Annotated in this window: 9 protein-coding genes, 10 tRNA genes and 3 rRNA genes; 21 read left to right on the top strand and 1 reads right to left on the bottom strand. The window is 42.8% G+C overall.

Annotation, left to right across the window (positions count from 1 at the left end; genetic code table 11):
* The first annotated feature begins 63 nt into the window (after nucleotides 1-63).
* The 5 genes from CD003_RS15665 (at nucleotide 64) to CD003_RS15645 (ending at nucleotide 4,671) form a co-directional block, all read left to right on the top strand.
* Nucleotides 64-396 (top strand): STAS domain-containing protein, encoded by a 333-nt coding sequence (locus CD003_RS15665; RefSeq protein ID WP_096201989.1) that lies wholly within the window; start codon nucleotides 64-66, stop codon nucleotides 394-396.
* The gene (rsbW, locus tag CD003_RS15660; protein WP_096201988.1) at nucleotides 393-881 is read left to right on the top strand and encodes an anti-sigma B factor RsbW; all 489 of its coding nucleotides are present in this window, start codon (nucleotides 393-395) and stop codon (nucleotides 879-881) included. Before CD003_RS15665 ends, rsbW begins: the two co-directional genes overlap by 4 nt.
* Nucleotides 841-1,623 carry an RNA polymerase sigma factor SigB gene (sigB, locus tag CD003_RS15655; RefSeq protein ID WP_096201987.1) on the top strand — a complete coding sequence of 261 codons (783 nt, stop codon included), beginning with the start codon at nucleotides 841-843 and terminating at the stop codon, nucleotides 1,621-1,623. Before rsbW ends, sigB begins: the two co-directional genes overlap by 41 nt.
* Nucleotides 1,624-2,223, top strand: coding sequence for a PP2C family serine/threonine-protein phosphatase (locus CD003_RS15650; protein ID WP_096201986.1), 600 nt, complete (start codon nucleotides 1,624-1,626; stop codon nucleotides 2,221-2,223).
* Nucleotides 2,224-2,481: 258 nt separating this feature from the next.
* Nucleotides 2,482-4,671 carry a Tex family protein gene (locus tag CD003_RS15645; RefSeq protein ID WP_096201985.1) on the top strand — a complete coding sequence of 730 codons (2,190 nt, stop codon included), beginning with the start codon at nucleotides 2,482-2,484 and terminating at the stop codon, nucleotides 4,669-4,671.
* A gap of 143 nt (nucleotides 4,672-4,814) precedes the next feature.
* Here the strand turns inward: CD003_RS15645 and cmpA are convergent, their stop codons facing one another.
* The gene (gene cmpA, locus CD003_RS15640; RefSeq protein ID WP_096201984.1) at nucleotides 4,815-4,943 is read right to left on the bottom strand and encodes a cortex morphogenetic protein CmpA; all 129 of its coding nucleotides are present in this window, start codon (nucleotides 4,941-4,943) and stop codon (nucleotides 4,815-4,817) included.
* 142 nt (nucleotides 4,944-5,085) lie between these two features.
* Between cmpA and CD003_RS15635 the strand changes: the two genes are divergently transcribed.
* The 16 genes from CD003_RS15635 (at nucleotide 5,086) to CD003_RS15560 (ending at nucleotide 14,435) form a co-directional block, all read left to right on the top strand.
* Nucleotides 5,086-5,538, top strand: coding sequence for a SprT family protein (locus tag CD003_RS15635; RefSeq protein WP_096201982.1), 453 nt, complete (start codon nucleotides 5,086-5,088; stop codon nucleotides 5,536-5,538).
* A 164-nt stretch (nucleotides 5,539-5,702) separates the two neighbouring features.
* A tRNA-Asn gene (locus tag CD003_RS15630) sits at nucleotides 5,703-5,777 on the top strand.
* A 3-nt stretch (nucleotides 5,778-5,780) separates the two neighbouring features.
* Nucleotides 5,781-5,871: transfer RNA gene (locus tag CD003_RS15625), tRNA-Ser, on the top strand.
* 15 nt (nucleotides 5,872-5,886) lie between these two features.
* Nucleotides 5,887-5,961 (top strand) — tRNA-Glu (locus CD003_RS15620).
* Between the two features lie 3 nt (nucleotides 5,962-5,964).
* Nucleotides 5,965-6,040: transfer RNA gene (locus CD003_RS15615), tRNA-Val, on the top strand.
* Nucleotides 6,041-6,051: 11 nt separating this feature from the next.
* Nucleotides 6,052-6,128: transfer RNA gene (locus CD003_RS15610), tRNA-Asp, on the top strand.
* A gap of 8 nt (nucleotides 6,129-6,136) precedes the next feature.
* A tRNA-Leu gene (locus CD003_RS15605) sits at nucleotides 6,137-6,221 on the top strand.
* 13 nt (nucleotides 6,222-6,234) lie between these two features.
* Nucleotides 6,235-6,320, top strand: a tRNA-Leu gene (locus CD003_RS15600).
* Between the two features lie 55 nt (nucleotides 6,321-6,375).
* Nucleotides 6,376-6,452 (top strand) — tRNA-Pro (locus CD003_RS15595).
* A gap of 9 nt (nucleotides 6,453-6,461) precedes the next feature.
* Nucleotides 6,462-6,535: transfer RNA gene (locus tag CD003_RS15590), tRNA-Gly, on the top strand.
* Nucleotides 6,536-6,623: 88 nt separating this feature from the next.
* Nucleotides 6,624-6,700, top strand: a tRNA-Ile gene (locus CD003_RS15585).
* Between the two features lie 202 nt (nucleotides 6,701-6,902).
* Nucleotides 6,903-8,454 (top strand): 16S ribosomal RNA (locus CD003_RS15580).
* A gap of 350 nt (nucleotides 8,455-8,804) precedes the next feature.
* Nucleotides 8,805-11,744 (top strand): 23S ribosomal RNA (locus tag CD003_RS15575).
* A 76-nt stretch (nucleotides 11,745-11,820) separates the two neighbouring features.
* Nucleotides 11,821-11,936: ribosomal RNA gene (gene rrf, locus CD003_RS15570) — 5S ribosomal RNA — on the top strand.
* The 16S, 23S and 5S rRNA genes sit together here with 10 tRNA genes alongside, the layout of an rRNA operon.
* Nucleotides 11,937-12,000: 64 nt before the next feature.
* Complete coding sequence (locus tag CD003_RS15565) at nucleotides 12,001-13,137, top strand: MFS transporter (RefSeq protein WP_096201981.1); 1,137 nt, start codon at nucleotides 12,001-12,003, stop codon at nucleotides 13,135-13,137.
* 158 nt (nucleotides 13,138-13,295) lie between these two features.
* Complete coding sequence (locus tag CD003_RS15560) at nucleotides 13,296-14,435, top strand: trans-sulfuration enzyme family protein (RefSeq protein ID WP_096201980.1); 1,140 nt, start codon at nucleotides 13,296-13,298, stop codon at nucleotides 14,433-14,435.
* Nucleotides 14,436-14,442: the final 7 nt, after the last annotated feature.

Here is a 14,442-nt window from a genome sequence, read left to right as displayed (position 1 = left end):
ATGTTTTGATTTTATAGAAATGGGTATCTAACATTATATGCTTGTTCAAACAGGAGGCTTACAATGAACTTAGATATAAAGCTAGAGCAGAAAAATAATAATAAAATTTTATACTTAACAGGTGAGATAGATGCATACACTGCACCAGTTCTACGAGATGAGTTACTTCCTTTAACAGAGCAGAATGAAGTAGTTGTTATCGTGAATTTAGCTGATGTTTCATACATTGACAGTACAGGCTTGGGTGTGTTTATTGGTGCATTAAAGTCTTCTCATAGTCATAATAGTTCAATTAAACTTACTTGTTTATCTACTAAGATTCAGCGGTTATTCTCAATCACTGGATTAGATGAAGTAATGGATATAGATGAAATAGAGAGGGAGGGTGCACAATGAAACAACATGCCTGTGACTACATTGAAATGAAGGTTCCTGCTAAACCAGAGTATGTTGGAGTAGTCCGTTTGACAGTTTCTGGAATTGCAAATCGACTTGGTTATACTTACGATGATATAGAAGACATTAAAATTGCTGTTGCAGAAGCTTGTACGAACGTAGTAGACCACGCTTATGAACTAGAGGGGTCGATCTCTCTTTCCTTTAAGGCGTATCCCGACCGTCTTGAAATGATGATTGCTGACAATGGCATGAGCTTTGACTCAAATGATATCAAGAAAAAGCTAGGACCTCTTGACTCTTCTAAGCCAATAGGAGAGTTGAAGGAAGGGGGGCTTGGCCTCTTTTTAATCAATACACTCATGGACAAAGTGGAGATTGATGATGAGTCCGGTGTAGTCTTAGTAATGACAAAGTTCCTACAAAGGGATGGGGTGGAACAGCATGTGCAGGAAGCCTCAACAATTGTACAAAGACAAGGATAAAGTGAATGACTGGATCGTTCAGTTTCAAAAGGATGGTAGTGAAGAAATTCAGACACAACTAGTCAAACATTATCAACCCTTGGTACGTTCGTTGGCAAAAAAATTCTCAAGAGGATATGAGAGTGAAGATCTCTCTCAAGCTGGAATGGTCGGTTTAATTGCTGCGATGCATAGATTTGACGCAGAAATGGGGAAAAACTTTGAGTCTTATGCTATTCCTACAGTTGTAGGTGAAATTAAACGTTTCCTTCGTGATAAAACATGGAGTGTTCACGTACCTAGAAGAGTAAAGGAATTAGGCCCCCAAATAAAAAAGGCAGTTGACTATTTAACAAGCGAAAACCATCGGTCACCACAGGTTGTTGAAATTGCTGATTACTTAGGGGTAACGGAAGAAGAAGTTCTTGAGACGATGGAGATGGGGATGAGCTATAAGGCCTTATCTGTTGATCGCTCCTTAGAGGCTGATCAAGAAGGTGGAGAAGTGACCTTACTTGACTTAGTTGGGAAAAAGGAAGAAGGATACGAGCAGACAGACCAGCAAATCCTTTTAGAAAAGGCGTTCGCTGTGCTGACAGAGAGGGAAAAGCAAATCTTACAGTTTACTTACTATGATAATCTGAGTCAGAAGGAAGCGGGGGAAAAGCTAGGGATTTCTCAAATGCATGTGTCTAGATTGCAAAGAAGAGCATTAGATAAATTGCGAGATTCAATCAAAGTAGAACCATCGGAGTGTTTATAGATGATTACGTATACAGAAAACCAAACAATTAAAGTAGCAGCGTACCAACAGGCGAAAAAGGGCAATGATTGTAATGGAGATACGTATTTCTTTCTAGAAACTGATCAGTATTTTATCTGTGCAATGGCTGATGGTTTAGGGAGTGGTGAAGGTGCACAATGTGCCTCTGCAAAAGCGATCGAAACGATTGAAAACAATCACCATTTAAGTGTGAAAGAAATCGTCGTGCTATGTAATAAGGCATTGTTTCAAAGTCGTGGAGCAGTCCTGACAGTAATAAAGGTTGATTATGAGAAGAGGACTGTTTCGTATAGTAATGTAGGGAATATCACATTTATCCTTTACCCACCATGTGGGAAAGTTGTACGTCCAGTACCGGTACGAGGTTTTCTATCAGGTAAGAAGGTACGTGTAAAGGAAGAAATCTTTCCGTATATTTCAGGAAGTGTTATCCTAATGTACTCTGATGGGATTAACTTCTCCTCAATAAAGCCTGTTGTTGATTCTTACGTCGATAACCCAAAATACGCAGTCGAACAAATTGTTGATAATGTAGACACAAGTAATGACGATGTGACATTTCTATTTGCAACCCTTTAAAAAAGGTAGTGTAGGACTTAGTTCTATACTACCTTTTTTTAATGAGCAATGGTTAATTGATAATGATTAATTTAGAAGAGTAAAAGAGAATCGAGAAATTAATTTTTCAGGTAGTTGTTCTTGGATTTTCATAAATTAACAACTAACAATTATCCACTAGCCATTAGCAATTATTCCATTAACAAGGGATTTTGTGTGGGTATGTCGAAGGGTATATGGCAATAATGTAATTGGATTCGTTAATGAAGGAGCGGTTTGATGGATAAAAATGAAATGCAAAATAAAATGATTGAAAAGATTAGCCAGGAGCTACAGCTTTCAACGAAAGTTATTAATAATGTAATTGATTTAATAGAGGATGGAAACACGGTTCCGTTTATTGCTCGTTATCGAAAGGAGCTAACAGGTGGAATTGATGAAGTGCAGATTCGTGATATTACAGAAAAGTGGCAGTATGCTTTAAATTTACATTCACGTAAAGAAGAGGTTTTGCGCCTAATAGATGAACAAGGGAAGCTAACAGAGGAATTAAAATCAGCAATTAATAAATCATTGAAGCTACAAGAGGTGGAGGACCTATACCGTCCTTATAAACAAAAACGACGTACAAAGGCAACAGTAGCAAAAGAAAAGGGATTGGAACCTCTTGCACAATGGATTTTTTCTCTTCCTAAAGAAGGGAATCCTGTTAAGGAAGCTGAAAAATACATAAATGAAGAAAAGGAAGTAGCTTCTGTTGAGGATGCGATACAAGGAGCGAAAGATATTATTGCTGAGTGGGTTTCTGACGATGCTGACATTCGTAAGAAAATACGTGAATTAACACAAAGGGACGGGAAGATAACAACAAAAGTTAAGAAAGAGGAAGAAGATGAAAAAGGTGTTTATGAAATGTATTATGAGTATGAAGAGCCATTAAAAAAAGTGGTTCCTCACCGAGTACTTGCTATGAACCGCGGCGAAAAAGAAGGGATTCTTCGTGTTGCGGTTGTTCCACCAACTGAGCGTAGTTTACAACTAATTATGAGAGCATATATTAAGCATCATGGTTCATCTGCTGTTGAGTATGTGGAAGCGGCGATTGAAGACGGTTATAAACGACTAATCGAGCCTTCTATTGAAAGGGAAATCCGTAATGAGTTGACGACGAATGCGGAAGAGCAAGCAATTCATATTTTTTCAGAAAACCTTCGTAATCTGTTACTTCAACCACCGATTAAAGACAGAATTGTTCTAGGGGTGGACCCTGCTTTTCGAACAGGTTGTAAGTTAACGGTAGTTGATGAAATAGGTAAAGTACTCGCAATTGATGTAGTCTATCCAACGGCTCCTCATAATAAAGTTGAGCAAGCGAAGAAAGTAATAATCAAACTAATTGAAGAACATAAAGTCAATGTTATTGCGATAGGAAATGGTACAGCGTCAAGGGAGACGGAGCAGTTCATTGCTGACACGATTAAGGAGTTAGATAGAGATATCTATTACCTAATTGTAAATGAAGCTGGGGCTAGCGTTTATTCTGCTTCTGATTTAGGGCGAGAGGAATTTCCTGATTTACAAGTAGAAGAGCGAAGTGCTGTTTCAATTGCAAGGAGGCTTCAAGACCCTCTAGCTGAACTTGTAAAAATAGACCCGAAATCAGTAGGTGTAGGGCAGTATCAGCACGATGTAACTCAAAAACGACTAAATGAATCATTAACGTTTGTTGTCGAAACAGTAGTTAACCAAGTTGGAGTTAATGTAAATACTGCTTCAAGCTCTCTATTACAATATGTTGCTGGCTTATCAAAGTCTGTAGCGAATAATATCATTAAGAAGAGAGAAGAAGAAGGCAAGTTTGGAAAAAGGGAGCAATTAAAGAAAATTCCTCGCTTGGGTGCAAAAACGTATGAGCAATGTATTGGATTCTTGAGAATCCAAGATGGAAAGAATCCACTCGATGGAACGGCAATTCATCCAGAAAGCTATAAAGTGACAAAGCAACTTCTAGAGATGATTGGAGCTGATCTGTCTACGCTAGGGACAGATGAATTAAAGCAAAAATTAAGTACAACAAATCTTAAAGAGCTTTCAGAGAAAATGGAAGTAGGGGAACCTACATTAAAAGATATTATTGATGCCCTAGTAAGACCGGGTCGTGATCCAAGGGACGAGCTGACAAAGCCTTTATTGAAAAAAGGTGTTTTAAAGCTAGAAGATTTACAAGTAGGTATGGAACTTCAAGGAACAGTTCGTAATGTTGTTGACTTTGGTGCTTTTATCGACATTGGTGTGAAGCAGGATGGATTAGTTCATATTTCCAAGTTGACGAACCGCTTCGTAAAACATCCAATGGAGGTTGTGTCAGTAGGGGATGTAGTAACTGTATGGGTTGATAGTATCGATGCAAAAAAAGAAAGAGTCGCATTAACAATGCTGCAGCCGGAAAAACAAACTGTCATGGCATAAGTTTCATATAGAATCGATTCATGTGTGTTAATTTTAATTTTTATTCGACTATTTTGTTGGAATAAATAAGGCTGTTATAAGTTGCTCTCCTTATTTATAAGGTGAGTAACTAAACAGCCTTATTCTTGTTATAAGGGGACTTGTCATTCTGATTGGCAGGTCTTTTCAGATTTTGTGTGGTAATAAAACCAGCACTGATTTAATAAAAGAATCTGATACCTATCTTTTTGCATGTAAGCTCTTTTTAATTGCATTTTTAGCCAATTAGGCATTCGTAGCCATCTCCTTATTTGATATGGTACTATTATCATTATATGTAGGAGGGGTTGTCAGAGTTGATGATTTTCTAAAAAAAGATAGAGTTTAGTAGTAGTAGTAGTTAAAGAAATTCTTAGGATGTAAGGGGAATTTGCGGTGAAACAAGAGGAGCTTCAAGAATTAGTAGAAACTATATCTAAAAACGAGTTTGGTCGTCCTTTTCTTCACGAAGCTAGGTTTAATCTGAGGTTACGTACAACAGGTGGTCGTTACTTGCTTAAATCGCATGATATTGAATTTAATCCAAAGCAACTTGAAGTCTTTGGAGAAGAAGCATTAATAGGCATTGTTAAACATGAACTATGTCATTATCACTTGCATATTCAAAATAAAGGTTATAAACATAAAGACCGAGACTTTAAAGAGTTGCTAAAAAAAGTTGGTGGCTCGAGATATTGTGAAATGCTTCCTGGAGCTAGAAGGACGATAACGACGATTCATCATTATCAATGTACAAGCTGTCAGTTTACGTATGAAAGAAAGCGACGGATGGATACAAAAAAATATGTATGTGGTCGTTGTCGAGGAAAGTTGAAAAAAATTAACTGAATTTGTTGACTCGTAAATTTTGTTATGCTATATTGTAGAAGTCGCTTTGATAGTGACTGCAACAAAACTATAATGACTTCTAGCTTTAACTATTAAAAAGTTGTTGACATAATAACCAACAGCTTGTATTATAAACAAAGTCGAATAAGATAAAGTTTAATTATTCCACAGTAGCTCAGTGGTAGAGCAATCGGCTGTTAACCGATCGGTCGTAGGTTCGAGTCCTACCTGTGGAGCCAAATGGAGAAGTACTCAAGTGGCTGAAGAGGCGCCCCTGCTAAGGGTGTAGGTCGTGTAAGCGGCGCGAGGGTTCAAATCCCTCCTTCTCCGCCATTTATTTTATGTAATGGCCCGTTGGTCAAGCGGTTAAGACACCGCCCTTTCACGGCGGTAACACGGGTTCGAATCCCGTACGGGTCACCATATGGAGGATTAGCTCAGCTGGGAGAGCACCTGCCTTACAAGCAGGGGGTCGGCGGTTCGATCCCGTCATCCTCCACCATATATACTAATGGTCCGGTAGTTCAGTTGGTTAGAATGCCTGCCTGTCACGCAGGAGGTCGCGGGTTCGAGTCCCGTCCGGACCGCCATCATCTTTGCGGGTGTGGCGGAATTGGCAGACGCGCTAGACTTAGGATCTAGTGTCTTATGACGTGGGGGTTCAAGTCCCTTCACCCGCACCACTTTAAACCGAATGCGGTCGTGGCGGAATGGCAGACGCGCTAGCTTGAGGGGCTAGTGGGGGTATCCCCGTGGAGGTTCGAGTCCTCTCGACCGCACCAAGCCATTTATGGTTAAGGCTAGCATTTTTATTTTGTTTTATAATTGAAACAGTATCGGGAAGTAGCTCAGCTTGGCAGAGCACTTGGTTTGGGACCAAGGGGTCGCAGGTTCAAATCCTGTCTTCCCGACCATCATATTTTGCGGGTGTAGTTTAATGGTAAAACCTCAGCCTTCCAAGCTGATGTTGTGAGTTCGATTCTCATCACCCGCTCCAAAACTACTAACTTTAATAATGTCATGTTAATCTTGAAGAAGTAGCTACATGCAGTTTTGTGACGAGTAATCGCAGGAGCATAGTTTATGGGCCTATAGCTCAGCTGGTTAGAGCGCACGCCTGATAAGCGTGAGGTCGGTGGTTCGAGTCCACTTAGGCCCACCATAAAATAATTTAAAATAAGTGTTGACTTTGTATTTTCGAACTGATAAGATGAAGAAGTTGCATTTAAGACAAGTTATTTGTTCTTTGAAAACTGAACAAGACAAAAGCCAAGCGTAAAAGAGATGTAAACACATCTCGTTAATTTTCTCGATTTTTTAAAATCGAAACGTCACGTTTGTGACAGTGAGCTTATATCACACTTTCTACGGAGAGTTTGATCCTGGCTCAGGACGAACGCTGGCGGCGTGCCTAATACATGCAAGTCGAGCGGACTGAAGGGAGCTTGCTCCCGGACGTTAGCGGCGGACGGGTGAGTAACACGTAGGCAACCTGCCTTGTAGACTGGGATAACTTCGGGAAACCGGAGCTAATACCGGATGTTAGATAATTCGCGCATGCGTGTTATCTTAAAGTTGGCCTCGGCTAACACTACAAGATGGGCCTGCGGCGCATTAGCTAGTTGGTAAGGTAGTGGCTTACCAAGGCGACGATGCGTAGCCGACCTGAGAGGGTGATCGGCCACACTGGGACTGAGACACGGCCCAGACTCCTACGGGAGGCAGCAGTAGGGAATCTTCCGCAATGGACGAAAGTCTGACGGAGCAACGCCGCGTGAGCGATGAAGGCCTTCGGGTCGTAAAGCTCTGTTGTTAGGGAAGAACAAGTGCCGTTCAAATAGGGCGGCACCTTGACGGTACCTAACCAGAAAGCCACGGCTAACTACGTGCCAGCAGCCGCGGTAATACGTAGGTGGCAAGCGTTGTCCGGAATTATTGGGCGTAAAGCGCGCGCAGGCGGTCTTTTAAGTCTGATGTGAAAGCCCACGGCTCAACCGTGGAGGGTCATTGGAAACTGGGAGACTTGAGTACAGAAGAGGAGAGTGGAATTCCACGTGTAGCGGTGAAATGCGTAGATATGTGGAGGAACACCAGTGGCGAAGGCGACTCTCTGGTCTGTAACTGACGCTGAGGCGCGAAAGCGTGGGGAGCAAACAGGATTAGATACCCTGGTAGTCCACGCCGTAAACGATGAGTGCTAGGTGTTAGGGGTTTCGATGCCCTTAGTGCCGAAGTTAACACATTAAGCACTCCGCCTGGGGAGTACGGCCGCAAGGCTGAAACTCAAAGGAATTGACGGGGGCCCGCACAAGCGGTGGAGCATGTGGTTTAATTCGAAGCAACGCGAAGAACCTTACCAGGTCTTGACATCCTTTGACCACCCTAGAGATAGGGCTTTCCCCTTCGGGGGACAAAGTGACAGGTGGTGCATGGTTGTCGTCAGCTCGTGTCGTGAGATGTTGGGTTAAGTCCCGCAACGAGCGCAACCCTTGATCTTAGTTGCCAGCATTCAGTTGGGCACTCTAAGGTGACTGCCGGTGACAAACCGGAGGAAGGTGGGGATGACGTCAAATCATCATGCCCCTTATGACCTGGGCTACACACGTGCTACAATGGATGGTACAAAGGGCAGCGAAACCGCGAGGTTGAGCCAATCCCATAAAGCCATTCTCAGTTCGGATTGTAGGCTGCAACTCGCCTACATGAAGCCGGAATCGCTAGTAATCGCGGATCAGCATGCCGCGGTGAATACGTTCCCGGGCCTTGTACACACCGCCCGTCACACCACGAGAGTTTGTAACACCCGAAGTCGGTGGGGTAACCTTTTGGAGCCAGCCGCCTAAGGTGGGACAGATGATTGGGGTGAAGTCGTAACAAGGTAGCCGTATCGGAAGGTGCGGCTGGATCACCTCCTTTCTATGGAGTATTTAACTCTAGTCGACGGACTTCACATTATGTGTTGTTCGACGCTTCGGACTTTTGTCGTTCAGTTTTGAGAGAATAAATCTCTCAACAAATACATTTGCTCCTGCGATTACTCGTCGCAAGGCAGCAAAGAAGCTACTCAATGTAGTAGCCTTGTTCTTTGAAAACTAGATAGTGATTTATATATGCAACTAGTATAATTTGATCGTTTATCGATTGAGTTTTACTTGAGAAGTCAAGAATTCATTTAAGTGTAATCGCCTTAGCGATTACACGCTGACGAACCTTTAAGGTTTTAATTAGCAATTCGTAATTTGCAATTAGCAATTATGTTTTGTCATGGTTAAGCTAGAAAGGGCGCACGGTGGATGCCTTGGCACTAGGAGCCGATGAAGGACGGGACGAACACCGATATGCTTCGGGGAGCTGTAAGTAAGCTTTGATCCGGAGATTTCCGAATGGGGGAACCCACCATCCGTAATGGGATGGTACCCATACCTGAATACATAGGGTATGTGGAGGTAGACCTGGGGAACTGAAACATCTAAGTACCCAGAGGAAGAGAAAGCAAATGCGATTTCCTGAGTAGCGGCGAGCGAAACGGAATATAGCCCAAACCAAGAGGCTTGCCTCTTGGGGTTGTAGGACACTCTATACGGAGTAAGAAAGAAACGAAGTAGATGAAGCGACCTGGAAAGGTCCGCGAAACAAGGTAACAGCCCTGTAGTCGAAACTTCGTTTCCTCCAGAGTGGATCCTGAGTACGGCGGGACACGTGAAACCCCGTCGGAATCTGGGAGGACCATCTCCCAAGGCTAAATACTCCCTAGTGACCGATAGTGAACCAGTACCGTGAGGGAAAGGTGAAAAGCACCCCGGGAGGGGAGTGAAACAGATCCTGAAACCGTGTGCCTACAAGTAGTCAGAGCCCATTTACGGGTGATGGCGTGCCTTTTGTAGAATGAACCGGCGAGTTACGATGTCGTGCAAGGTTAAGCAGATAATGCGGAGCCGTAGCGAAAGCGAGTCTGAATAGGGCGATTACAGTACGCCGTCGTAGACCCGAAACCGTGTGATCTACCCATGTCCAGGGTGAAGTTCAGGTAACACTGAATGGAGGCCCGAACCCACGCATGTTGAAAAATGCGGGGATGAGGTGTGGGTAGGGGTGAAATGCCAATCGAACTCGGAGATAGCTGGTTCTCCCCGAAATAGCTTTAGGGCTAGCCTCGAGGTGAGAGTATTGGAGGTAGAGCACTGATTGGACTAGGGGTCCCCACAGGATTACCGAATTCAGTCAAACTCCGAATGCCAAATACTTATCCTCGGGAGTCAGACTGCGAGTGCTAAGATCCGTAGTCAAGAGGGAAACAGCCCAGACCATCAGCTAAGGTCCCAAAGTATACGTTAAGTGGAAAAGGATGTGGAGTTGCACAGACAACCAGGATGTTGGCTTAGAAGCAGCCACCATTTAAAGAGTGCGTAATAGCTCACTGGTCGAGTGACTCTGCGCCGAAAATGTACCGGGGCTAAACGTATCACCGAAGCTATGGATTGACACCTTAGGTGTCAGTGGTAGGGGAGCGTTCTAAGTGCTGCGAAGTCAGACCGAGAGGACTGGTGGAGCGCTTAGAAGTGAGAATGCCGGTATGAGTAGCGAAAAGAGGGGTGAGAATCCCCTCCGTCGAAAGCCCAAGGTTTCCTGAGGAAGGCTCGTCCGCTCAGGGTAAGTCGGGACCTAAGCCGAGGCCGAAAGGCGTAGGCGATGGACAACAGGTTGATATTCCTGTACCACCTCCTCACCGTTTGAGTAATGGGGGGACGCAGTAAGGTAGGGTAAGCGCACTGATGGATATGTGCGTCCAAGCAGTTAGGCTGGTAAGTAGGAAAATCCGCTTATCGTAAAGGCTGAGCTGTGATGGCGAGCGAAATAATAGTAGCGAAGTTCCTGATCCTCCACTGCCAAGAAAAGCCTCTAGCGAGGTGAGAGGTGCCCGTACCGCAAACCGACACAGGTAGGCGAGAAGAGAATTCTAAGACGCTCGGGAGAACTCTCGTTAAGGAACTCGGCAAAATGACCCCGTAACTTCGGGAGAAGGGGTGCTCTGTTAGGGTGCAAGCCCGAGAGAGCCGCAGTGAAAAGATCCAAGCGACTGTTTAGCAAAAACACAGGTCTCTGCGAAGCCGCAAGGCGAAGTATAGGGGCTGACACCTGCCCGGTGCTGGAAGGTTAAGAGGAGAGGTTATCCTTCGGGAGAAGCTTTGAATTGAAGCCCCAGTAAACGGCGGCCGTAACTATAACGGTCCTAAGGTAGCGAAATTCCTTGTCGGGTAAGTTCCGACCCGCACGAATGGTGTAACGACTTGGATACTGTCTCAACGAGAGACCCGGTGAAATTATATTACCTGTGAAGATGCAGGTTACCCGCGACAGGACGGAAAGACCCCATGGAGCTTTACTGTAGCTTGATATTGGATTTTGGTACAGTTTGTACAGGATAGGTAGGAGCCTTGGAAACCGGAGCGCAAGCTTCGGTGGAGGCGTCGGTGGGATACTACCCTGACTGTATTGAAATTCTAACCTAGGACCGTGATCCGGTTCGGGGACAGTGTCAGGTGGGCAGTTTGACTGGGGCGGTCGCCTCCTAAACAGTAACGGAGGCGCCCAAAGGTTCCCTCAGAATGGTTGGAAATCATTCGTAGAGTGCAAAGGCATAAGGGAGCTTGACTGCGAGACCTACAAGTCGAGCAGGGACGAAAGTCGGGCTTAGTGATCCGGTGGTTCCGCATGGAAGGGCCATCGCTCAACGGATAAAAGCTACCCTGGGGATAACAGGCTTATCTCCCCCAAGAGTCCACATCGACGGGGAGGTTTGGCACCTCGATGTCGGCTCATCGCATCCTGGGGCTGAAGTAGGTCCCAAGGGTTGGGCTGTTCGCCCATTAAAGCGGTACGCGAGCTGGGTTCAGAACGTCGTGAGACAGTTCGGTCCCTATCCGTCGCGGGCGTAGGAAATTTGAGAGGAGCTGTCCTTAGTACGAGAGGACCGGGATGGACACACCGCTGGTGTACCAGTTGTTCCGCCAGGAGCATAGCTGGGTAGCTACGTGTGGACGGGATAAGTGCTGAAAGCATCTAAGCATGAAGCCCCCCTCAAGATGAGATTTCCCATTACGTTAAGTAAGTAAGACCCCTTAGAGATGATGAGGTTGATAGGTCTCGGGTGGAAGCATGGTGACATGTGGAGCTGAGAGATACTAATCGGTCGAGGGCTTATCCAATTTTCTAAGGTTGAAATGAATTCGACGACCTGCATATATAACACTATCTAGTTTTGAGAGAACAACTCTCAGAGAATCTAGTGATGATGGCGAAGAGGCCACACCCGTTCCCATGCCGAACACGGAAGTTAAGCTCTTCAGCGCCGATGGTAGTTGGGGGCTTCCCCCTGCGAGAGTAGGACGTTGCTAGGTAAATGTAAAGCATCCTTTAAGAGGGTGCTTTTTTCGTATATTCAATTAAATAGGAGTAGATACATTGTTCATACTTTATATTATTATAATTGTAGCTTTTATAGATACTTTTTCTCAGTTGCCAATAATCGCTCCTTTTGCGCAAAGTGTAGGAGCAAGTCCATTAATAGTCGGATTAATCATTGGTATGTATTCATTTTCAAATATGCTCGGAAACATGCTTGCAGGAAAATGGATTGATCGAATTGGCGGGAAGTTGATTTTAGTTATTGGCATGATTACCGTTAGTTTGTTTCTTTTCATGTATACATTTGTAACAAATCCAACAGAACTTTTACTTGTACGTTTTTTACATGGGCTTGGTGGTGGATTAATTGTGCCTGCAGCTTTTACGCTATTAGGAGCTAAAGGTAAAGAACGGACATCCGGAAAAACAATGGCATTCTCCGGGGCCGCTGTCGGGATTGCTGCTATTGTTGGGCCGGCATTTGGAGGTATTATTAGTGCAAGGTTTGATATTGTCTGGTTATTTTATATTGTAGCTACATTCATGTTATTGTTTGGTTTATTAGCTATAATCGGTATTGAAAAAGAAGAGAAGATAAATGAAAAGTCTGAAAAAAAGGGAAGTATTTCATCGATTTTTAGGAACAAGAGGTTAGTAGAAGCTTATATCGCTATTTTTTCTTTAATGTTAACCTTAGGAATGTTAACTTACAATCTGCCTTTAAAAGTTCAAGAGCTTGGAGCAGAAACTCATATAACTGGGCTATTACTAAGTACTTTTGGGTTAGTAGCTATACTTTTTTTCGTATTACCGACCAACCGGTTATTTGATAAGAAAAATAAATCTACATTATTAAAGATAGGGCTTCTTATTATCGTATCGTCTTTATTATTGTTATCTATTTCTTTTGATATTTCCCTTGCCTTTGTAGCAATGGCGGTTTATGGAGTAGGGTTTGCATTCTTATTTCCTTCAGCTAGTGCCACCGTGATAGAAAATTCAAAGGAAGAAGAACGTGGTAAATCTTTTGGTTTCTTTTATGCATTCTTCTCCTTAGGCGTTATAGCTGGTTCCTTTCTAGCTGGAGCGGTAGACATTACACCATCTATATTGTTTTTTATTAGTGCATTTATTGTTGCAACTATTGTCTTAGTTCTTTCAATATTCGTTAATAAAAATAGGAAAGGGAGTTAATCTGTTTAAAGATCAACTCCTCATTAAATAAGCATTATTTTACTGACCTTGTCTAAATGAATACCATATTAAGATTAAAGTTATTCCAAATTGTCAGAAAAATTGTTAAGATAAAATAAATGGTGTTGAGGACGAAATCAGCAATTGGAGGAAATAATATGAAGTTAGGATTTAATACGCGTAATGTACATTTTCAAAAACACGAAGATGGACGAAACAAAAGTAAGAATAAACCGATTTACCAAACATCAGCTTTTGCTTTTAATGACTTAGATGATATGGAAAGCTTTTACCGTGGAGAAAAGGAATATTTATATACAAGATTCAGTAATCCTAATACAGATGATTTAGGATATGGGGTAGCACTTCTGGAAGAAGCTGAAGCAGGAATTGCTACTTCTTCAGGTATGTCTGCAATATTGGCAGGAGTACTAGGGATTGTTAGCTCAGGTGAGCATATCATCGCCTCAGAAGATTTATACGGTGGTACATACCAGTTATTTGCAGTAGAACTACCTAGCTTTGCGATTGAAGTAAGCTTTGTATCATTTGAAGAGATAGAAACTGTTCGTAACGAAATCAAAGATAACACTAAACTTATTTATACAGAATCAATTACAAATCCATTATTACGAGTGGAGAATTTACAGGAAGTAATTCAATTAGCTAAAGAACATGGGATTTATTCAATGATTGACAATACGTTTGCTACACCTTATCTGTTACAGCCGTTTGTTATTGGAGCTGATTTAGTTATCCATAGTGCAACAAAATATATTGGTGGTCATAGTGATGTAACTGCGGGTGTACTAGTAGGAAAAGAAGAGCTAGTCGCTAAAGCAAAAACAAAGGTTGTCAATCTAGGAGCAAATCTTAGCCCTTTTGAGGCTTGGCTAGCATGCAGAGGATTAAAAACATTAAGTGTTAGAATGGATAGACAATCCCGTAATGCGAAGGCAGTAGCAGAAGCTTTACAATCAAATCAGTATGTAGAAAAAGTGTACTATCCTTCTGAAGTAAGTGAAAAAGGCAATGGAGCGATGGTATCAATTGAACTTGGAGAAAATGTTGATATCGAAAAATTTTATCAAGCACTTAATTGGATAAAAATTGTACCAACGTTAGCTGGAGTAGAGACAACAGTCACTTATCCATTACGTACGTCCCATCGAACAGTTCCAGATGAGATACGTAATCGACTCGGCATTACAGCGCAATTAGTGAGAATTTCAATTGGCTTAGAGGATGAAAAGGATATTATTGATGAAATCAATCGGTCAATTGAAGAAGCAAAATAAAATGGTA

The sequence above is a fragment of the Bacillus sp. FJAT-45350 genome (genome assembly GCF_002335805.1).
Classification (GTDB): Bacteria; Bacillota; Bacilli; order Bacillales; family NISU01; genus FJAT-45350.
The sequence above is the reverse complement of the archived record's forward strand: the minus strand, read 5'-3'. Positions and strand labels throughout refer to the sequence as shown.